The 19341-nt window shown below is 71.0% G+C and carries 18 protein-coding genes and 2 tRNA genes; 3 read left to right on the top strand and 17 right to left on the bottom strand.

The features are described 5' to 3' along the window. Positions 1-93: 93 nt before the first annotated feature. The 4 genes from ABZ192_RS10560 to leuS all read right to left on the bottom strand — a co-directional run bounded on the left by ABZ192_RS10560 (position 94) and on the right by leuS (position 6126). Entirely contained in the window at positions 94-1275 is a 1182-nt protein-coding gene (locus ABZ192_RS10560; RefSeq protein WP_356924118.1) for a ComEA family DNA-binding protein, read from the bottom strand. Positions 1276-1404: 129 nt separating this feature from the next. Next, positions 1405-2250, bottom strand: a complete 846-nt coding sequence (locus tag ABZ192_RS10555) for a DegV family protein (RefSeq protein ID WP_356924117.1) — start codon at positions 2248-2250, stop codon at positions 1405-1407. Positions 2251-2322: 72 nt separating this feature from the next. After that, positions 2323-3108 (bottom strand): hypothetical protein, encoded by a 786-nt coding sequence (locus ABZ192_RS10550; protein WP_356924116.1) that lies wholly within the window; start codon positions 3106-3108, stop codon positions 2323-2325. 138 nt (positions 3109-3246) lie between these two features. Beyond that, complete coding sequence (gene leuS, locus ABZ192_RS10545) at positions 3247-6126, bottom strand: leucine--tRNA ligase (RefSeq protein WP_356924115.1); 2880 nt, start codon at positions 6124-6126, stop codon at positions 3247-3249. Between the two features lie 467 nt (positions 6127-6593). Between leuS and ABZ192_RS10540 the strand changes: the two genes are divergently transcribed. Further along, positions 6594-7859 (top strand): cytochrome b/b6 domain-containing protein, encoded by a 1266-nt coding sequence (locus ABZ192_RS10540; protein ID WP_356924114.1) that lies wholly within the window; start codon positions 6594-6596, stop codon positions 7857-7859. Next, positions 7856-9472, top strand: a complete 1617-nt coding sequence (locus ABZ192_RS10535; protein ID WP_356924113.1) for an NADH-ubiquinone oxidoreductase-F iron-sulfur binding region domain-containing protein — start codon at positions 7856-7858, stop codon at positions 9470-9472. The genes ABZ192_RS10540 and ABZ192_RS10535 overlap by 4 nt, the downstream gene beginning before the upstream one ends. A 127-nt stretch (positions 9473-9599) precedes the next feature. Here the strand turns inward: ABZ192_RS10535 and ABZ192_RS10530 are convergent. The 10 genes from ABZ192_RS10530 to ABZ192_RS10485 form a co-directional block, all read right to left on the bottom strand. Further along, positions 9600-9672: transfer RNA gene (locus ABZ192_RS10530), tRNA-Ala, on the bottom strand. A 127-nt stretch (positions 9673-9799) separates the two neighbouring features. Then, on the bottom strand, positions 9800-10033 hold the full coding sequence (locus ABZ192_RS10525; RefSeq protein WP_006136074.1) for a hypothetical protein: 234 nt from the start codon (positions 10031-10033) through the stop codon (positions 9800-9802). A gap of 3 nt (positions 10034-10036) precedes the next feature. Then, the gene (locus tag ABZ192_RS10520; RefSeq protein WP_356924112.1) at positions 10037-10210 is read right to left on the bottom strand and encodes a hypothetical protein; all 174 of its coding nucleotides are present in this window, start codon (positions 10208-10210) and stop codon (positions 10037-10039) included. Positions 10211-10413: 203 nt separating this feature from the next. After that, positions 10414-10486 (bottom strand) — tRNA-Ala (locus ABZ192_RS10515). Between the two features lie 75 nt (positions 10487-10561). Beyond that, positions 10562-11230 carry a histidine phosphatase family protein gene (locus ABZ192_RS10510; protein WP_356924111.1) on the bottom strand — a complete coding sequence of 223 codons (669 nt, stop codon included), beginning with the start codon at positions 11228-11230 and terminating at the stop codon, positions 10562-10564. Then, on the bottom strand, positions 11227-11673 hold the full coding sequence (rsfS, locus tag ABZ192_RS10505) for a ribosome silencing factor (RefSeq protein ID WP_059416956.1): 447 nt from the start codon (positions 11671-11673) through the stop codon (positions 11227-11229). Before rsfS ends, ABZ192_RS10510 begins: the two co-directional genes overlap by 4 nt. Positions 11674-11775: 102 nt before the next feature. Then, positions 11776-13470, bottom strand: a complete 1695-nt coding sequence (locus ABZ192_RS10500) for an LCP family protein (RefSeq protein WP_356924110.1) — start codon at positions 13468-13470, stop codon at positions 11776-11778. A 16-nt stretch (positions 13471-13486) separates the two neighbouring features. Further along, a complete protein-coding gene (nadD, locus tag ABZ192_RS10495; RefSeq protein ID WP_356924109.1) occupies positions 13487-14230 on the bottom strand; it encodes a nicotinate-nucleotide adenylyltransferase in 744 nt (247 codons plus the stop codon). 85 nt (positions 14231-14315) lie between these two features. Beyond that, positions 14316-14480, bottom strand: coding sequence for a hypothetical protein (locus ABZ192_RS10490; RefSeq protein ID WP_356924108.1), 165 nt, complete (start codon positions 14478-14480; stop codon positions 14316-14318). A gap of 162 nt (positions 14481-14642) precedes the next feature. Further along, positions 14643-14804 (bottom strand): hypothetical protein, encoded by a 162-nt coding sequence (locus tag ABZ192_RS10485; protein ID WP_356924107.1) that lies wholly within the window; start codon positions 14802-14804, stop codon positions 14643-14645. Positions 14805-14928: 124 nt separating this feature from the next. On the opposite strand from ABZ192_RS10485, the gene ABZ192_RS10480 reads away from it, so the two are divergent. Beyond that, positions 14929-16077, top strand: coding sequence for a M48 family metallopeptidase (locus ABZ192_RS10480; RefSeq protein WP_356924106.1), 1149 nt, complete (start codon positions 14929-14931; stop codon positions 16075-16077). A 56-nt stretch (positions 16078-16133) separates the two neighbouring features. On the opposite strand, the gene ABZ192_RS10475 is transcribed toward ABZ192_RS10480, so the two are convergent. The 3 genes from ABZ192_RS10475 to ABZ192_RS10465 all read right to left on the bottom strand — a co-directional run bounded on the left by ABZ192_RS10475 (position 16134) and on the right by ABZ192_RS10465 (position 19314). Beyond that, positions 16134-17204, bottom strand: a complete 1071-nt coding sequence (locus ABZ192_RS10475; RefSeq protein WP_356924105.1) for a hypothetical protein — start codon at positions 17202-17204, stop codon at positions 16134-16136. A gap of 89 nt (positions 17205-17293) precedes the next feature. Further along, a complete protein-coding gene (locus ABZ192_RS10470) occupies positions 17294-17896 on the bottom strand; it encodes a hypothetical protein (protein ID WP_356924104.1) in 603 nt (200 codons plus the stop codon). Positions 17897-18027: 131 nt separating this feature from the next. Further along, a complete protein-coding gene (locus ABZ192_RS10465; RefSeq protein ID WP_356924103.1) occupies positions 18028-19314 on the bottom strand; it encodes a glutamate-5-semialdehyde dehydrogenase in 1287 nt (428 codons plus the stop codon). Between the last annotated feature and the right edge of the window lie 27 nt (positions 19315-19341).

Genomic DNA, 19341 nt, shown 5'->3' with positions numbered 1-19341 from the left:
CGGGAGAGGTGGCCCCGGCGGGAAGGACCGACCCGGCGGTGAAGGCCTCAGGCGCCGCCTCGTCCTGCCGCGTCGGCGGCTCATGGGCCCTCCTCATGGCCGTACGAGGTTCCGCAAATCGGCGAAGCGCCGGTCGCCGATGCCGTTCACCTCGCGCAGCTCGTCCACCGATCGGAAGCCGCCGTGCTGCGTGCGGTAGTCGATGATGTGCTGCGCCAGCACCGGACCGACCCCCGGCAAGGTGTCGAGCTGGTCGGCGGTGGCCGTGTTGAGCGAGACGGGAGCCCCCGTCATCACACCGCCCGCCGCCACGCCGCCCGTTCCCCCGGCAGCCGTACCGCCCCCTCCGGTCCCCACCCCAGTGCCCGCAGCGGGAACCGGTGCCCCGACGATCACCTGCTCTCCGTCCACGAGGAACCGGGCGCGATTGAGACCCTCGGTCTTCACGCCGGGCTTCACCCCGCCCGCCGCGCGCAGCGCGTCCGCGACACGCGAGCCGGCCGGCAGCCGGTGGATCCCGGGTTCACGGACCTTGCCGCCGACGTCCACGACGATCTCGGCCGTCCCTGCCGCACCCGCCCCGCCTGTCGCCTTCACCGCTCCCGCGGGCGCTCCCCCTCCTCGTTCCGCCTCGGCCTGTCCGCCGTGTCCCTGCTGCTCGTAGGGTGCCGCCGCGCGCACCACCTCGGGCGGCCGCACGGACTGGGTCCGGCCCGCCCAGAAGTGCTGCACCGCGAACGCCGCGGCGACGACGAGCACCACGGTCAACGCGAGCACGCTGCGCGGCTCCAGGCCACACCTCGCCTGCAACCACACGGGCATCCGCTCCCGCACCGCGAGCCCGGCCCGCTCCCGCCAGGTCCCTTCCCCAAGCCGGCCGTCCCCACCGACCGTCCCGGCGCCCGCCCCACCGTGGCCACCGGCACCGGCACCGTCACCGACGGGGACACGGACGGACTCAGCATCAGTTTCCACACCGGCCTCCGCGATGGCCCCCGGCCGATCCAGCCCGCGCCCCACACTGCCTAAGGCACCCGTCTGCTCGGGCGTAGGCGGACCATGCCTCGACTCCCGCCGCTCCCCGGCCCGTTCGGCATGCTCGCCGAAGAGCACCTCCGCGCGTCGGCGGAGTTCCTCCGCCGAGGCCTGACGATGCCGTGCCCGGCCGCGCGCGACAGGCCGATGGCGGCGGTGGCGGACGCGGCCGTCGGACGCCGGTCCACGGCCCGGCCCGCTGGTCGCAGTCGCTGTGCGTGAACGTGATCGAAGTGCCATGCGACGAGGATCGGCCACCTCGGCACACTCGCGATGATCTTGGTCAATTCCCGGGGACAACGGACGGCTTGTGGACAACGCGGCCACCCACACGGGTGATCAGCGGCCGCCGTGCCCCGCCACGACCGTTCACTGCGGCGAAACCACGACCCCCAGCAACCCGGGCCCCGTGTGCGCCCCGATCACCGCCCCGACCTCGCTGACATGCAGATCGGCGAGCCCTGGCACCCGTGCCCGCAGCCGGTCGGCGAGGGCCGACGCCCGGTCCGAGGCGGCGAGATGGTGGACGGCGACGTCGACCCGGGCGCTGCCCGCACGCTCGGCCGCGATCTCCTCCAGGCGGGCGATCGCCTTCGACGCGGTCCGCACCTTCTCCAGCGGTTCGATACGGCCGTCCGCCAGTTGCAGCAGCGGCTTCACCGCGAGCGCCGAGCCCAGCAGGGCCTGCGCGGCACCGATACGGCCGCCGCGTCGCAGGTAGTCGAGGGTGTCGACGTAGAAGTAGGCGGACGTGCCCGCGGCCCGCTTCTCCGCGGCCGTGACGGCCTCGTCCATGGTGCCGCCCGACTCCGCGGTCTCCGCCGCGGCGAGCGCGCAGAAGCCGAGCGCCATCGCGATCATGCCGGTGTCCACCACTCGCACGGGCACCGGCGCCTGCCGCGCGGCGACGACGGCCGCGTCGTACGTGCCGGAGAGCTCGGCGGAGAGATGGAGGGAGACGATGTCGGTGGCGCCGGACTCGGCGACCCTGCGGTACGTCTCCTCGAAGAGGGCGGGGCTGGGCCGCGAGGTCGTCACCGGGCGCCGCTTCTGCAAAGCCTGGGCGAGGGCGCGGGTCGAGATCTCGGTGCCCTCTTCCAGCGCCCGGTCGCCGAGGACGACCGTCAGAGGTACCGCTGTAATGCCATGACGCTCCATCGTCCGGGCCGGCAGGTAGGCCGTTGAATCGGTGACGATCGCGACATGGCGGGACATGAGCTGGAGGTTACCTGCCGTAGTGCCCGTGTGGCAGCCCGGCCCCCGCGCCCTGTGACGCGAGTGGCCGGATCAAGTGGTGCTCTCGGGGCGGGGCTTCTTCTGCCAGGGGTAGGTCGGGCGCGGTCCCGGCGGGCTGATGGCGGGCCGTGCCGGCTCGTGCTCCGGGCTGGACTGCGGGGTCTCCGGCCAGGTCTGTCCGGCCGTGGCGGCATCGGCGGTGGGCGCCTCGGGCCACGACCTCGCGGCCGGCTGCGGCTCCGGATCCGGATCCTGCTTCTGCTTTGGCGAGGCGGCGGGCCGGGGCTCCGGCTCCGTCGTCCAGTGCCGCAGCGCCCCGGCCTCCATGTTGATCTGGGCGCTGAGCGTGTCCAGGTCGTCCCCCGCGAAGCGGTGGGCGCGGTCGCGGGCCGCCCAGCGCAGGGCATCCGCCGATTGTGTGATGCGTTCGGTGCGCTCGCGCAGCTCGGGGAGCCGCTTGCCGAGCGTGGCGCGGTCGGGCTCGGACTCCAGGCGTTTCAGCTCGTCGTCCAGCTCGTGGCCGTGCGCACTGAGCCGCTCGAAGAGGCCGACGGATTCCTTCAGGGACTCGTCCTCGGCGACGGCCGCGCGCAGCGCCTCCTGGGTGGCACGCATCGACGTACGCAGTTTCAGCCGGAGTTGGGCGAGCTCCCCCGCGGCGCCCGGCTGGGCGAAGGACTTGGCGCGCAGGGTGTGGTCCTCGACCGTGCGGCGGGCCTGGGTGAGGCCGCGGTCCACGCCGCGCTTGGCGGCGCCGACCACCTTCACCGTGGCGTACACACCGAGCCCGAGAAAGAGCACGAAGAGCAGGGCGAATACTGCGATCACTGCTTCCACCGGCTCCTCCTCAGGGCGTCTCGGGACATCTCACGCCACTCCTCAACGGTAAACGCAACAGGCAGGCCCGGAGTTCCAGAAAAACCCCGAACCTGCCCGTAGGGGATCACCCCGAGAGGGTTCCGCGGTGCCCGGCGCCTATGCGGGAACGATGTTCACCAGCTTCGGCGCCCGCACGATCACCTTCCGGATCCCGGCCCCGCCCAGCGCGGCGACGACCTTCTCGTCGGCCAGGGCGACCTTCTCCAGCTCGTCCTCGGCGATCGACGGCGAGACCTCCAGCCGCGCCTTGACCTTGCCCTTGATCTGGACGACGCAGGTCACGGTCTCGTCGACCACGTACGCCGGGTCGGCCACCGGGAAGTCCTGGTGGACCACCGATTCCTCGTGTCCCAGCTTGCGCCACAGTTCCTCGGCGATGTGCGGGGCCAGCGGCGCGACCATCAGCACCAGCGGCTCGGCTACGGACCGCGACACCGGCCCGCCCGTCTTGGTCAGGTGGTTGTTCAGCTCGGTGACCTTGGCGATGGCGGTGTTGAACCGCATGCCCTCCAGGTCCCCGCGCACGCCGTCGATCGCCTTGTGCAGGGCGCGCAGCGTCTCCTCGTCCGGCTCGGCGTCGACGACGGTCACCTCGCCGGTCGCCTCGTCGACGATGTTGCGCCACAGCCGCTGCAGCAGCCGGAACTGGCCCACGACCGCGCGCGTGTCCCAGGGCCGGGAGACGTCCAGCGGGCCCATCGCCATCTCGTACAGCCGCAGCGTGTCGGCGCCGTACTCGTCACAGATCTCGTCCGGAGTGACCGCGTTCTTCAGGGACTTGCCCATCTTGCCCAGCAGCCGGGAGACCTTCTCACCCTGGTAGTAGTAGGCGCCGTCGCGCTCCTCCACCTCGGCGGCCGGCACCGCGATGCCACGGCTGTCGCGGTAGACGTAGGCCTGGATCATGCCCTGGTTGAACAGCTTGTGGAACGGCTCGGCCGAGGAGATGTGCCCCAGGTCGTACAGCACCTTGGACCAGAAGCGCGCGTACAGCAGGTGCAGCACGGCGTGCTCGGCGCCGCCGACGTACAGGTCGACACCGCCGTGCGGCTGCCCCTCGCGCGGGCCCATCCAGTACCGCTCGATCTCCGGGTCCACCAGCTGCTCGCTGTTGTGCGGGTCCAGGTAGCGCAGCTCGTACCAGCAGGAACCGGCCCAGTTCGGCATGGTGTTGGTCTCACGCCGGAACGAGCGCGGGCCACGGCCGTCGCCCAGGTCCAGCGTGACGTTGACCCAGTCCTCGTTGCGCGACAGCGGCGTCTCGGGCTGGGTGTCGGCGTCGTCCGGGTCGAAGGTGCGCGGCGAGTAGTCCTCGACCTCGGGCAGCTCCAGCGGCAGCATCGACTCGGGCAGCGCGTGGGCGATGCCGTCCTCGTCGTAGACGATCGGGAAGGGCTCGCCCCAGTAGCGCTGGCGGCTGAACAGCCAGTCGCGCAGCCGGAAGTTGACGGTGCCCTCGCCGATGCCGGACCGCTCCAGCCACTCGGTGATGCGCGCCTTGGCGTCGACGACCCCCAGGCCGTCCAGGGAGACACCCTCGCCCGTGGAGTTGACGATCTTCGCGTCGTACGACACGAAGGCGGCGTCCCACGTCGAGGTGTCGGTGCCGCGGCCGTCGGTCGGCTCGACGACGCAGGTGATCGGCAGCTCGAAGGCGCGCGCGAACTCGAAGTCGCGCGTGTCGTGTGCCGGGACCGCCATGATCGCGCCGGTGCCGTAGCCCATCAGCACGTAGTCGGCGATGAAGACCGGGATCCGCTCGCCGTTGACCGGGTTGGTCGCGTACGCGCCGATGAAGACGCCTGTCTTGTCCTTGGCCTCGGCCTGCCGCTCCACGTCGGACTTGGACGCGGCCTGCGCGCGGTAGGCGGCGACGGCATCCCCGGGGGTCGCGTGGCCGCCGGTCCACACCTCGTGGGTGCCCTCCGGCCAGGCGGCCGGTGTGAACTTCTCGACCAGCGGGTGCTCGGGCGCCAGCACCATGTAGGTGGCGCCGAACAGGGTGTCCGGGCGGGTGGTGAAGACCGTGATGCGCTCGCCGTCGATGGGGAAGTCGACGCGGGCGCCCTCGGAGCGGCCGATCCAGTTGCGCTGCTGCAGCTTGATGGCCTCGGGCCAGTCCAGCTCCTCCAGGTCCTCCAGCAGCCGGTCGGCGTAGGCCGTGATGCGCATGTTCCACTGGCGCAGCTTGGCCTTGAAGACCGGGAAGTTGCCGCGCTCGGAGCGGCCCTCGGCGGTGACCTCCTCGTTGGCCAGCACCGTGCCCAGCCCGGGGCACCAGTTGACCGGCGCGTCGGAGGCGTAGGCCAGCCGGAACTCGCCCAGGACGTCGGCCTTCTCGGCGGCGCTCAGCTCGCTCCACGCGCGCGTGTGGCCCGGTACGGGCCGCTCACCCGACTCGAACTGGTCGATCAGCTCGGAGATCGGACGGGCCTTCTTCACCTCGTGGTCGTACCAGGAGTTGAAGATCTGCAGGAAGATCCACTGGGTCCACTTGTAGTACTCCGGGTCGATCGTGGCGAACGACCGGCGGTTGTCGTGGCCCAGGCCCAGCCGGCGCAGCTGGGACTTCATGTTCTCCATGTTGGCTTCGGTGGACGCGCGCGGGTGCGTGCCGGTCTGCACCGCGTACTGCTCGGCGGGCAGGCCGAAGGCGTCGAAGCCCAGGGTGTGCAGGACGTTGTGGCCGGTCATGCGCTGGAAGCGGGCGTAGACGTCCGTGGCGATGTAGCCCAGCGGGTGGCCGACGTGCAGGCCCGCACCCGAGGGATACGGGAACATGTCCATGATGAACTTCTTGGGCTTGGCGACGATCTCCTGGTCGCCCGCCAGGTCGCCCTTGGGGTTGGGCGCGCCGTAGGTGCCGTCGGCGTCCCAGAAGTCCTGCCAGCGTGCTTCGATCTCGGCAGCCGTCGCGGCCGTGTAGCGGTGCGGCGCTGCCACCTCGGAGGCGGCAGCGGGGTTCGTCTCGCTCATGATCCTCAAAGCTCCATCGATCGTCTCTGCCTGCGGCTGTGTCGTTCGAGAAACGAAAAATCCCCTCACACAGGAGGGGACGCCGCGCCGATTCCGGCCACTCGACTCGTCCGGTGGCCGGGACTGATCAGCGCGGCCCGCTAAGCAGAAGGCGTACGGCACGCATGGCGTTAGGGTACCGCAGCCCCTCATCGCACCGCGACGCGCTTCCGAGGGGCTGTCTCGGCACCCAAAAACCTGAACATCGGTCAAAAGTTACTTCGCGTAACAGCCGCTATGGGACATCACAACAGCCACATTGTCCTTTGATAACAACGCAATAACTCAAACCTCGTACTCATCGGTATGGCGCCGCTTAGAGTGCGGCAGCGGGACCGCTTTCCCGAACCGCTCGGAGTTGCCCCCATGAACCCTCATCGCAGTAACACCTCGCTACACCCGGCCACCGGGATGTGGGGAGGCCGGTCGTGACGAACTACGACTCCACGGCAGACGACACGTTCGCCGACTTCCTCAACTTCGGCGCCGGCGTGCTGTCCCTCGTGTGCCTGTCCTGCTCGGTGATCTGGGGGCTGGTCGCCCAGGACCGGGTCCTGCTGGACACGCGCAGGCGCATCCTGGCGCAGGCCGTGCACCGGACCACCGCGGTCGCCTCGATCGTCTTCCTCCTGGTGCACATCGGGGTCAAGCTGGCACTCGCCCACACCACGTGGGTCGCGGTGTTCATCCCCTTCGGTCTCATCGCCAGCGACAACGACGAGATCATGGGCCGGTCGTTCCTCGTCGGCCTCGGCACCCTGGCCAGCATGCTCATGATCTTCGTGGGCGTCACGGGCGTGCTGCGCAACCGTTTCGCGTCCCCGGCGCCCGTCGCGGCCCGCTGGCGGGCCATGCACATGCTGGCCTACCCGGCCTGGTGCGCCGCCCTGGTCCACGGCCTCTACGCGGGTCGCCAGGCCAAGCCGATCTTCGTCGTCCTGTACTGCCTGTCCCTGGCCGGTGTGGCCGCAGCCCTCGCCCTGCGGGCCGCTCCGCGCCCGGTCAAGCGCAAGGTCGCCGACAAGTTCGCCCAGCTCATCGGGCCCGGGGACGGCCTGGGCCGCAGGGACCTGGAGGAGAGCCGGGCCCGGGCGGGCACGGGCTCCGCGCTGCCCGGCTACGAGAACCGGAGCAAGCCCGTGGGAGCCATGGCCTCCCCGTCGGGCCCGCTGTACGAGAAGGCGGAGCGCCCCGCGCCGCAGGAGTCCACGAACGGCTTCGCCGCCGCCTACCGGGCCGTCTCGAGCCCGCCCCTGGGCCAGCAGGCGTTCGCACCGGGGCCGACCGACCGCGCGGAACTGCCGCTGGACATGCAGCCCACTCAGACCATCCCGACCGTGGACGGCCCCTCCAGCACCTCGGGCAACTGGCCGATCCCGTCCCCGCCGCCGGTCGGCGAGGCCCCGCCGTCGGCCTACGACCCGCTCCAGGACACGGGCTTCAACATCCCGCCCTACGACCCCCTCCAGGACACCGGACAAAGCATCCCGGCCTATGGCAATCCAGGCGCCGCCGGCTATGGATCGAGTGACGTGTACGACACGGGTGAGACGAACGCCGTCTACGACACGTACTACCCGAACGACACGTACAACAGCGGTCCCGCCACTGAAACACTGCCCGGTGCGTCCTACGACTTCGACGCACCGGGATCGGGCGAACCTTGGAACACGCCTTCCGGAGGCTTTAAGTGAACGAGGCTTTGCCTGACGTACCCGAAGTCCGCGTGGTCGGCCTTCCCCAGCTCACGTCTGGCTTCGACCTTGTCGATCGGCTCGATCTGCCCATGCACCTGAAGGTGCATGGGCCACTCGAGCCGATGGGCGGCGAGCAGCTCGCGCAACTCGCCGAACGCATCAACCTCAAGGGCCGCGGCGGCGCGGGCTTCCCCTTCCACAAGAAGCTGCGCTCGGTCGCCGAGGCGGCGATCAAACGCGGCGTCCGGCCGGTCGTCGTCGTGAACGGCAGCGAGGACGAGCCGGCCTGCCGCAAGGACACGGTGCTCATCAACCGTGCCCCGCACCTGATCCTGGACGGCGCGCTGCTGTGCGCCGAAGCACTCGGTGCCCGCACGCTCGTGGTGGGGGTCACCCGTGAGTCCACACAGCGCTCCATGGAGGCCGCGCTGGCCGAACGCGGCCTCAGCAACGGCCGCAGATCGGCACTCCGCGCGCGTGTGCAGCGCAACCCGGTCCGTATGGTCACCGGCGCCGCCGCGTCGCTGATCCGCTCCATCGACGGCGGCCCGGCCATCCCGCCGGGCCGCAAGGTCAGCGCCTCGCAGAACGGCGTCGGCGGCGCGCCCACGCTGCTGTCCAACGCCGAGACCTTCGCCCAACTGGCCATCGCCGCCCGCATCGGCCCGGAGCGCTACGGCAACACCGGTCTGTACGACGAGCCGGGCACCGTCATGCTCACCGTCTCCGGGGCGGTCGCCCGCCCCATGGTGATCGAGGTCCCGACGGGCGTGCCGCTGCGGTACGTCCTCCAGCTCGCCGGCGCCCCGCCGGTGCCCCAGGGCGTGCTCACCGGTGGCTACCACGGCAAATGGATCGACGCGGCGACGGTCAACGAGGCGATCGTCTCGCGCAATTCCCTGGACGCCGTGGGCGGTGCGCTCGGTGCCGGCGCGATCCTGCCGATCACTCAGGAGACCTGTCCCCTGGGCGAGTCACTGCGCGTCGCCCAGTGGCTGGCGGAGGAGAGCGCGGGCCAGTGCGGCCCCTGCTACCTCGGTCTGCCGGCCGCCGCGCGCGGCATGGAGGACATCCTCAACGGCGGCGGACCGGCCGCCCTGGAGGCGCTCAAGCAGGTCGCCAAGAACGTGAAGCGGCGCGGCGCGTGCTCGCACCCGGACGGCTCCGCGATGTTCCTGGAGTCGACCATCAAGGCGTTCACGGACGACCTGGCCGCCCATGTCCTCGGAAACGGCTGCGGACGGCCCGTGGAGGGCGTTCTGCCGCTCTTCGAGGGGGGCAGGGCCCCGACCGGCATCCCGGGCGGCGGCGAGTCCGAGGAGAACGGCCCCAGCCGCCAGAAGATCTTCGTCGACTGGACGCTGTGCCGGGGCCACGGCCTGTGCGCCGACATCCTCCCCGAGGTGTTCCAGCTCGGCGCCGACGGCTTCCCGACCGTGGCGCAGGCGAAGGTGCCGCGGTACGCCGAGGACAAGGCTCTACGCGCGGTGCGCCGCTGTCCGGCGCTGGCCCTGCGCATCGAGGAGGACACGCGCGCTCAGGGCGGCGCGCCGTCCCGCAACCTCCCTGTCCTGTCCCAGGGCCGCGGCCGCCGCGCTCTCGGCCGCTGAGCAGACGTCGTACGGCGGGCTTCCCCCCAGGGGAGCCCGCCGTAGGCGTACCAGGGCCGGCGCACCCGGAAGCCGCACACGAAGAAGGCGGGCCATCCGATCGGATGGCCCGCCTTCTCATCTGCTGTGGAGCTAAGGAGAATTGAACTCCTGACCTCCTGCATGCCATGCAGGCGCTCTACCAACTGAGCTATAGCCCCTTGCTGCGCCCCTCCGGGTTTCCCCGGCGGCGACGCCAACATTACTGGTCCTCCGGGCCCAACACCAAATCGATTTCGCCTCGCACGGAGATGCCCGTTATGTCGTATTTACACCGACTGTACGGAGCTAAGCCGTGACGAACGAATAGAACCGCTTGAGCGTGCAGTGCTCCTCCAGAAGCCGGCCGTAGATCGGCTCGCCCTCCAGCTCGCGGTACGTCTCGATCGGGTCGCCCTTTATGATCAGCGCCCGCGCGCACTCCTCGCACCAGTACTGGTAGTCGGGATTGATCGGCTCCATGTCGCGGACGATCGGAGTCCCGCTGCCACACCAGTCGCATTTCCGCCTGTGTGCACCCATCGATCAGCTCCAGCTGTGGCCGCAGGCCGTGCACACGTAGGAGATCCCGCCGTTGTCGCCGAGCATCTGGGCCACGTGCGCGGATCCGCAGGAAGGGCAGCTGAGGCGGGTGGACATCTCCCAGGTCAACGCTGCTCCGAGGAGGTGGTCGACCTCCTCGAGGATGCTCGCAGGCATCGCTACTCCCTCCCGTCGGGCCGCGCCCCCTTCCGGCCGTTTGATTCTGCCACGACCGGACCAATACGGTCAGCGACGCCTCAGTACCAGTCCGGACACGGCAACCCGGCGGGGCCGTAGAGGTATACGCCTCAGAGTGCCCCGATGACTCAAGAGGGAGCATGAAAAATCCCGCCCCCTGACGGGAACGGGATCTTGAAGCGTGGAGCTAAGGAGAATTGAACTCCTGACCTCCTGCATGCCATGCAGGCGCTCTACCAACTGAGCTATAGCCCCTCGTGTTCTTCCCCGCTCGGCGGGGCGAACAAGAAGAACTTTAGCCTGCGACCTGCCGGAAAGTGAAATCCGGGGTCAGTCGTCGTCGCCGAGCACCGGTTCCGGCAGGGTGCCGGCGTTGTGCTCCAGCAGGCGCCAGCCGCGGGCGCCTTCACCGAGGACGGACCAGCAGCAGTTGGAGAGTCCGCCGAGGCTCTCCCAGTTGTGGGAGTCCAGGGCGAGGAGACGGCCGATGGTGGTGCGGATGGTGCCGCCGTGGCTGACCACGACGAGCGTGCCGTCCTGGGGGAGCTTCTCGGCGTGCCGCAGCACCACGGGGGCGGCGCGGTCGGCGACCTCGGTCTCCAGCTCGCCGCCGCCTCGGCGCACGGGCTCGCCGCGCTTCCACGCGGCGTACTCGTCGCCGTACCGGGCGATGATCTCCTCGTGCGTCAGGCCCTGCCAGGCGCCCGCGTACGTCTCGCGCAGCGCCTCGTCGTGGGTCACCTCGAGGTCGGTGAGCGCGGCGAGTTCGGCGGCCGTGTTCGCGGCCCGCTTCAGGTCGGAGGCGACGATCGCGTCCGGCTTCAGGGCGACCAGCAGCCGGGCCGCGCGCCGGGCCTGGGCGACGCCGGTCTCGGTGAGTTCGACGTCCGTGGTGCCCTGGAAGCGGCGCTCCACGTTCCACGCGGTCTGGCCGTGCCGCCAGAGGATGATGCGGCGGCCCCGGCCCGTGCCGGCGGACGCCTCAGTGAAGGACGTCACCGCCAGTCACCGTCCAGCTCCGCCGCCTCCTCGGCCGCTCGCAGCTTGGCGTGCTCCTCGGCCTTGCCGCGGGTGGCCTTGGCGTCCTCGGGCAGCTCCAGCTCGGGGCAGTCCTTCCACAGCCGCTCCAGCGCGTAGAAGACGCGCTCCTCGCTGTGCTGGACGTGGACGACGATGTCGACGTAGTCGAGCAGCACCCAGCGGGCCTCGCGGTCGCCCTCGCGGCGCACCGGCTTGGCGCCGAGCTCCTTGTTGAGGCGCTCCTCGATCTCGTCGACGATCGACTTGACCTGACGGTCGTTGGGCGCGGAGGCCAGCAGGAAGGCGTCCGTGATGGACAGCACGTCACTGACGTCGTAGGCGACGATGTCGTGTGCCAGCTTGTCGGCGGCCGCCTGGGCGGCGGTGTTGATCAGCTCGTGAGAGCGGTCGGTCACGGTCACTACAAGGCTTTCCGTCGGCGGTCACTTGCCACCAGGGTCTCACGGACCGCCGTGCGCCCCCCACGCGATTACGGGGACCGGGTGGGGGCGCACTCCCGCCGGCTAGTCGGAGGACGGCTTGTAGTCCTGCCCGAGGACGACGGCGACGTCGGCGCTCGCGGAGATCTTGCCCTTGGTGACGGAGCCCGGGGGCAGGCCCAGGGTCTTGGCGACCTCGGCCGCGTCGGCCTTGTCGGCGGCGTCGGCGTAGGTGACCTTGGACGTGGCCTGGGCGGAGCCGGGCGTGCCGCCCTCCAGGAAGGTGAAGCCGCCGTTGAGGAGCACGACGCGGGCCTTCTCCGTGTTGTCCTTCACACCGCTGGCGTTCTGGACGGCGACGCTGACGGCGGCGCCCTTGTCGGGGCTCTTGGCGGTTCCGCCGAGGACGTTCTTGACCACGCTCGCACTGGCCTGGGCGCTGAGCGTGCCGTCGCCCTGGACGGGCAGCAGGTCCGTCCGGTAGTCGCCGCCCTTGGCCAGGTCGGAGAGCCCGGCGAGGAAGGTGCCGAGGTCCTTGTCGGTCAGGGACGGGTCGAGGATCTGCTGCAACGTCTGGATCGTGGTCGTCGCGGCCTGCGGGTCGGAGGACAGCTTGCGCAGGACGCCCTGCAGAACCTGCCCGAAGCGCTCCAGCTGGGCGTTCTGGGCCTCGCCCGGGGCGCGGTAGGTGGCGTAGGCGACGGCCATCTTGCCGCTGAGGGTCTGGGCCTTGCCCTTGTCGACCAGGGGGGCCTCGCCCTTCTTCTTGGCGTCGGGGTCGGGTACGGCCGTGTCGGTGTCGACGTCGATGTTGCCGACGAGGTCGACGAGGTTCTGCAGGTAGGGGGTGTCCAGGCGCCAGGTGCCCTGGATGTCGGTGCCGAGGACCGTGTCGAGCGCGTTGCGGGTGCCGTCGGAGCCGTCGTCCTCGACCGACTTGGCGAGCGTCGTCGTGGTGCCGTCGTCGCTGGTCAGGGCGAGGGAGTTGGGCAGCAGGACGGTGGTGCCCCGCTTGGCGGTGGTGTTGTCGACGAGGAGGGCCGTGGCGGTGCCGCCGCCCTTGATGTCGTGCAGGTGGACGACGATCACGTCGCGCTTCTGGGCGCCCGCGGCCGTCGCCGTGCCCGTCGCGGGGCCGTCGGAGGACAGGCCGGGCAGCTTCCCCGCGTACCAGAGGTAACCGACGCCTCCGACCGCGGCGAGCGCGAGGACGACGACCAGGGCGACGATCCGGCTGCGGGCGCGGCGCCGGGCCTCCTCGCGGCGCTCGGTGCGGTTCTCGGTGAACTTCAGCCAGTCGATGACGTCTTCGGAGTTGTCGTCGGGCTCCTCGACGAAGGCGAACTGCTCGGTGTGGTAGTCCCGCTGGGGGCCGCCCCGGACGTCCTCGTCGTCGGCCGGGCCCGCCTGCTGGGGGATGTGGGCGGTCTGTTCGGCGACGCGGGGCTGCTGGGCCGTACCGGCGCCGGCCGCGGCCTGGCCGTAGGGGTCGTGAGCGGCGGTGCCGCCCTGCTGCTGCCCGGAGGCGTAGGGGTCGTACGAGCCGTAGCCGGGCTGCTGAGCGCCCGTGCCGTAGTCGTACGCGGGCGGGGGCTGCTGCCCGCCCCGGGCGTACGGGTCGTAGCCGTAGCCCTGCTGTTGCTGCTGGGCGTACGGGTCGTACGTCTGCTGCTGGGTCTGCTGGGCCTGGACCTGCCGGTAGACAGGCTGGCCGTACTCGTCGTAGCCGACGAGTTCGTACTGGTCGCCCCCGTACCCCGGGTCGTATCGGTCGTTCACCGGTGCCCCTCTCGGCTCACTCGCCGCGGTACAGCTCGCGCTTGTCGATATAGCGCACGACTCCGTCCGGCACCAGGTACCAGATGGGGTCGCCCTTGGCGACTCTCGCACGGCAGTCCGTGGAGGAGATGGCGAGGGCGGGCACCTCGACGAGCGAGACACCTCCCTCCGGGAGTCCTGGGTCGTTCAGGTGGTGCCCCGGCCGGGTGACCCCGATGAAGTGCGCGAGGGAGATCAGTTCCTCGCTGTCCCGCCAGGTGAGGATCTGGGAGAGCGCGTCGGCGCCGGTGATGAAGAACAGGTCCGTGTCGGGGTTCAGCGCGCGCAGGTCGCGCAGCGTGTCCACGGTGTAGGTGGGGCCGCCGCGGTCGATGTCGATGCGGCTCACGGAGAACTGGGGGTTCTCCGCGGTCGCGATGACCGTCATCAGGTAGCGGTCCTCGGCCGGGGAGACCTTGCGGTGGCTCTTCTGCCAGGGCTGGCCGGTCGGGACGAAGACCACCTCGTCGAGGTGGAACGCCGCGGCGACCTCGCTGGCCGCCACCAGGTGCCCGTGGTGGATCGGGTCGAAGGTGCCGCCCATGACGCCGAGGCGGCGCTTGCCCGGCTGGGGCCGGCCGTTTCCGGGACCGTCGATCTGGCGGTGCTCCGTGGCGGCACGCCGGGGCTCCGAGTGTCGCCCGGTGCCGCTCGCCGTGTCCTGTGCCGGGTCGTACGGCGTCTCGTTCGCCGGACCGGTAGGCATGTCCTGCTCTCCCATGCGTGCAGACCCTACCGGCCCTGACTGAGGCGTCCGGCCGCCCCTGTGGTCCCCGGGGCGCCCCGCGCGGGGCGCCCGGCCGGGCTCAGCGGTCGCGGTTGAAGCGGGTGGTGATCCACAGCAGGAGCAGCAGGGCGAAGAGGGCGCCGCCACCGGTGAGGTAGGGGCTGAGGCTTTCGTGGTTACCGCCGTGCTCCTCGCCCGCGGCGGCGAGGGTGACCAACTGGGCAGCGGTGCTGTGGAAGCTCATCTTCGGCAGGACCTATCGCGTGTGGGCGGGTTAAAGACGTCGGCTCATCGTAAGCGGGCGCCCCGACCGCGATCACCCCGACTCCGCCTGTTGTGACACGGAGCCGGTGTGCGGTCCCGCCCGGCCCGGTCCCGGGGCCCGGCGGGGAACCTTCCCGGTGCCTCAGTCGTCCTTCCGTCTGTAGCCACGCAGCAGGAACCACGCGGTCAGCACACAGCCCACGATCATCACGAGCAGGACGTACCGCAGCATCCCCGGCCCCCCTTGCCGCTCGGCGGCGGTCGCGGCCTCGGCGAGCCAGGCGGCTGCGGGGTGGTGCTCCATGGCGGTGGTCTCCTTCGCTGTACTGCCCGACCACCGTAACTCCGCCTAGGCTGGGCTCTGCCTCGGGGAAGCAAAAGGCCGCACAAGGGGCCGCAAAGGTCATACAGACGCACTGGGGGAAGACATGTCCGACGGCCACGAGCACAACGGGCACGAGCACGTGCCGAGCAGGCAGCGCAGGCGCTTCCCCGGAATCTCCTCGCGTACGTACGAGCACCCGGCCGACCGCTCCGCCCTGGTGGCCCTGCGCAAGCTGAGCGGTTTCGACACGGTGTTCAAGGCGCTCAGCGGCCTGCTGCCCGAGCGCAGTCTGAGGCTGCTGTTCCTGTCCGACTCGGTGCGGGTCTCGGACCAGCAGTTCTCGCATCTGAACGTGATGCTGCGGGACGCCTGCTACATCCTGGACCTGGAGAAGGTCCCGCCGATGTACGTGAACCAGGACCCGCAGCCGAACGCGATGTGCATCGGCCTGGACGAGCCGATCATCGTCGTCACGACGGGGCTCGTCGAGCTGCTCGACGAGGAGGAGATGCGGGCGGTCATCGGGCACGAGGTGGGGCACGCGCTGTCCGGGCACTCGGTCTACCGGACCATCCTGCTGTTCCTGACCAGCCTCGCCGTCCGGGTCGCCTGGATCCCGCTGGGCAACCTCGCGATCATGGCGATCGTGACCGGGCTGAGGGAGTGGTTCCGCAAGTCGGAGCTGTCCGCGGACCGGGCGGGGCTGCTGGTCGGCCAGGACCTCCAGGCGTCCATGCGGGGTCTGATGAAGATCGCGGGCGGCAACCACCTGCACGAGATGAACGTGGACGCGTTCCTCGCCCAGGCCGAGGAGTACGAGGCCGGGGGCGACCTGCGCGACTCGGTGCTGAAGATCCTGAACGTGCTGCCCCGCTCCCACCCCTTCACCACCGTGCGGGCCGCCGAGCTGAAGAAGTGGGCGGAGTCGCGGGACTACCAGCGGATCATGGACGGCCACTACCCGCGGCGCGACGAGGACCAGGACACCTCGGTGCGGGACTCCTGGCGGGACTCGGCGAACCACTACACGACCCATGTGAAGAACTCCAAGGACCCGCTGATGAAGCTGGTCACGGACCTCGCCGGCGGCGCCGGCGACCTGGGCGACCGTGTCCGCCGGGGCTTCGGCGGTTTCGCGAACCCGGCTCAGAAGCCGCCCCGGGGGCCTGAGACGCCGGGCCCGTCGGACTCCCCGCCGGACGGCCCCTCGGATGCCCCTGAGGACGGCCGGCCGCCGCGCGACGGCAGCTGAGGCGCCCGCACACGCGCCTGGGGAGCACGCCTTGAAGGCACGCTCCGGAAGCCGCCTCACACCCTCGGCTGCGCGCTCGTCGCCAGGGTGCCGCACAGGGCCGTGGCGCTGCCCGTGGCGTAGGGGTCCGTGCCCGCGGGGCCGCCTTCCTTGGCCGTCTGGCCGGCCAAGAGGGGGCGCAGGTGGTTCGTGGAGTCCTCGGCGCAGGAGAGCGGGCCCGCTTGGACGTAGGAGACGACCAGCTGGCCCTGGTGCAGGCGCAGGTCGTCGCGGTCGAAGCGGAAGTGCAGCTCGCGCCGGACGGTGAACAGGGACACCTCGGCCTTGCCACCGGCCCCGGCCGGCCGCAGCGCGTACACGAGCGTGTGGTCGGCGGTGACCTCCAGCGTGGACGAGTTGACCTCGGCGGCCTGGAGCGTGCCCTGGACCCGCACCTTGCGGTCGGCCAGCTCCGCGCGGGAGGGGTCGAAGCGGACGAGCCAGCCGGTGGGCGCGTGGCGTCCGTCGGCGGTGGGACGGGCGAAGCTCTGGTCGAACTGGTCCAGCTGGTCGGAATCCAGCAGGACGCGGACGGCGCGGACCTCACCGCCCATGAGCACGTCCGGGTCGAGTGCGGAGCGGACGACGTAGTCCTTGGCGGTGGTCAGGGCGCTGACGACCTGGCTGTCCGAGAAGTGCGCGGTGCGCCGCGAGGCGGGCAGCGGCACGCCCTCCGCGCCGCTCTTGAACTGTGCGGCGGGACTGCGCTCGTACAGATACGCGGTGTCGGCCGTGCCGGGCACCTTGCCCTCGGGGGCGAGCGGGATGACGGTCATCCGCAGGGGCTCGGCGGCCTCCCGGGCGGCGGGGGTCTGGTAGGGGTGGCGCACCCCCATGTAGATCGCGGTGCCGAAGGCGAGGGCGATCAGCAGGACCAGGGCCAGTGCCTGCCGGGACGGGCCCCGGCGCAGGGGCGGCCGACGTCGCACGGCGGGCGCGTGGTCGGCGATGCGCTCCTGCGCGGAGAACTCCTGGAGACGGGCAGCGCGAACGAACGACTCGTCGAAGACGACGGATCGATACTCGTCCTCTCCACCTCCGGGAGCGCCCTCGGGTGTCCCCTCAGGTGGGTCTCCAGGCCCGCCCATATCTTCAGGGTAGGTCCCCGGAAGCTCGGGTAAACGCCGGGCCGCACCACAAGTTCTGACAGGTCCTCACCAGGAAGGGCGGGTTCCGGTCACGGGTTGCGCGGTATCACCGAGACGGCCGGCGGGGAGTGGTCGGCGGAAGCGGAGGGAGCCGCCGCGCTGCCCTGTTCCAGCCCGGTCGAGGTGGGCGCCGGCACGGGTTCCTCTCGGTTGGAGGACGCGCCCCGGTAGACCGCGGTGAAGGCCAGCGCGACCATGCCGATGCCCATCACGAGGGCGAGCAGCCAGGCGACGGGGCGGTGCCAGCGGACCTGTCTGGAGTACGGCCCCGTGCCGCCGTAGCGGTCCTCGATGATGTCGGGGTCGTCCAGCTCGTCCAGCTCGGGATCATGGCCGAAATCGCCGTGGCCGTCCGGACCATACCCCTCGTCGTACCGCTCGCCTCTGGAGTGGGCGCGGCGCGCCTCCGCCTCGGAGGCTTCGGCTCTCGCCTTGGCGGCGGCCAGGAGGCGCTCCACGGCGGTCGGCTCGTGCACCACGGCCGCGCGTACGAAGGCCTCGTCGAAGACCACGGGGGCGAACTCTTCGTCCGACACCCCGCGGTCGTGGTCGTCGTCGGGCTCCCGGCCGTCAGGAAACGGCGTGCCCCCCACGTCCTCCGGCACGCTTCCAGAGTAGACCTGGGGGGTCATTTTGGGCAGACGGTAGGGAGATTCATCCGCCGGTTGAGACGGCGTGCACGGGGTGCCGCACGGCGCACGCGCGGCCCGGCCACCCCAGCCGCACACACATGCGCCGCCTTGCGGACGCCGCGGCAGGCGGCTCAGCGCCGTACGTGCCCGTCCCCGGTGACGATGTACTTCGTGCTGGTCAGCTCAGGGAGCCCCATGGGGCCGCGGGCGTGCAGCTTCTGCGTGGAGATGCCGATCTCGGCGCCGAAGCCGAACTGGCCGCCGTCGGTGAAACGGGTGGAGGCGTTGACCGCGACCGTGGTCGAGTCGACCAGCTGGGTGAAGCGGCGGGCGGCCTGCTGGGAGGTCGTGACGATGGCCTCGGTGTGGCCGGAGGTCCACAGCCGGATGTGCTCGACGGCCTTGTCCAGCGAGTCCACGACGGCCGCGGCGATGTCGTACGACAGGTACTCGGTCTCCCAGTCCTCGGCCGTCGCCTCGACGACGGTGGCCTTGGAGTCCTTGGCGTAGGCCTGCACGCGCTCGTCGGCGTGCACGGTGACCCCGGCCTCCGCGAGGGCGTCCAGGGCCCGCGGCAGGAACTCGGCAGCGATGTCTTGGTGGACCAGCAGCGTCTCGGCGGCGTTGCAGACGCCGACGCGCTGGGCCTTGGAGTTGATCAGGATCTCGACGGCCATGTCGAGGTCGGCCTGGGCGTCGACGTAGACGTGGCAGTTGCCGGTGCCGGTCTCGATGACCGGGACGACGGACTCCTGGACGACCGTGTTGATCAGGGAGGCGCCGCCGCGCGGGATGAGCACGTCGACCAGACCGCGGGCGCGCATCAGCTCGCGCACGCTGTCGCGGCTCTCGCCGGGCACGAGCTGGACGGCGTCGGCGGGCAGCCCCGCCCCGCCCACGGCGTCGCGCAGGACGCGCACGAGGGCGCTGTTCGACTGGTACGCCGAGGAGGAGCCGCGCAGCAGGACGGCGTTGCCGGACTTCAGGCAGAGGGCGGCGGCGTCGACGGTGACGTTCGGCCGGCCCTCGTAGATGATCCCGACGACGCCGAGCGGCACGCGGACCTGGCGCAGGTCGATGCCGTTGGGCAGCGTGGAGCCGCGCACGACCTCGCCGACCGGGTCGGGCAGCGCGGCGACGTCGCGGACGTCCGAGGCGATGGCGCGGACCCGCTCGGGGGTGAGCGTGAGCCGGTCGATCATGCCCTCGCTGATGCCGGCCTCGCGGGCCTTGGCGACGTCCTTGGCGTTGGCCTCGACGATCTCGCTCGTGCGGACCTCCAGCGCGTCGGCGATGGCGAGCAGCGCGTCGTCCTTGTCGGCCCGTGGCAGCGGCGCGAGGCTCGCGGCGGCGGCCTTGGCGCGGTAGGCGGCCTCGGTGACCGGGGACATGGAGTCGTACGGCGAAAGCGTGGTCATAAGGGAAGCGTAGTGTGCCGGGCGGGA

Origin of the sequence: Streptomyces sp. NPDC006235, from assembly GCF_040613735.1 — a bacterium.
GTDB lineage: Bacteria > Actinomycetota > Actinomycetes > Streptomycetales > Streptomycetaceae > Streptomyces.
This window is presented reverse-complemented; position numbering and strand designations above follow the sequence as displayed.

What these genes read in the sequence shown, in the direction of transcription:
- ABZ192_RS10560 (WP_356924118.1), bottom strand. Translation starts at nt 1,275, where the DNA reads ATGGCACTTCGATCACGTTCACGCACAGCGACTGCGACCAGCGGGCCG.
- ABZ192_RS10555 (WP_356924117.1), bottom strand. Translation starts at nt 2,250, where the DNA reads ATGTCCCGCCATGTCGCGATCGTCACCGATTCAACGGCCTACCTGCCG.
- leuS (WP_356924115.1), bottom strand. Translation starts at nt 6,126, where the DNA reads ATGAGCGAGACGAACCCCGCTGCCGCCTCCGAGGTGGCAGCGCCGCAC.
- ABZ192_RS10525 (WP_006136074.1), bottom strand. Translation starts at nt 10,033, where the DNA reads ATGGGTGCACACAGGCGGAAATGCGACTGGTGTGGCAGCGGGACTCCG.
- ABZ192_RS10520 (WP_356924112.1), bottom strand. Translation starts at nt 10,210, where the DNA reads ATGCCTGCGAGCATCCTCGAGGAGGTCGACCACCTCCTCGGAGCAGCG.
- nadD (WP_356924109.1), bottom strand. Translation starts at nt 14,230, where the DNA reads ATGGGAGAGCAGGACATGCCTACCGGTCCGGCGAACGAGACGCCGTAC.
- ABZ192_RS10490 (WP_356924108.1), bottom strand. Translation starts at nt 14,480, where the DNA reads ATGAGCTTCCACAGCACCGCTGCCCAGTTGGTCACCCTCGCCGCCGCG.
- ABZ192_RS10485 (WP_356924107.1), bottom strand. Translation starts at nt 14,804, where the DNA reads ATGGAGCACCACCCCGCAGCCGCCTGGCTCGCCGAGGCCGCGACCGCC.
- ABZ192_RS10480 (WP_356924106.1), top strand. Translation starts at nt 14,929, where the DNA reads ATGTCCGACGGCCACGAGCACAACGGGCACGAGCACGTGCCGAGCAGG.
- ABZ192_RS10475 (WP_356924105.1), bottom strand. Translation starts at nt 17,204, where the DNA reads ATGGGCGGGCCTGGAGACCCACCTGAGGGGACACCCGAGGGCGCTCCC.
- ABZ192_RS10470 (WP_356924104.1), bottom strand. Translation starts at nt 17,896, where the DNA reads ATGACCCCCCAGGTCTACTCTGGAAGCGTGCCGGAGGACGTGGGGGGC.
- ABZ192_RS10465 (WP_356924103.1), bottom strand. Translation starts at nt 19,314, where the DNA reads ATGACCACGCTTTCGCCGTACGACTCCATGTCCCCGGTCACCGAGGCC.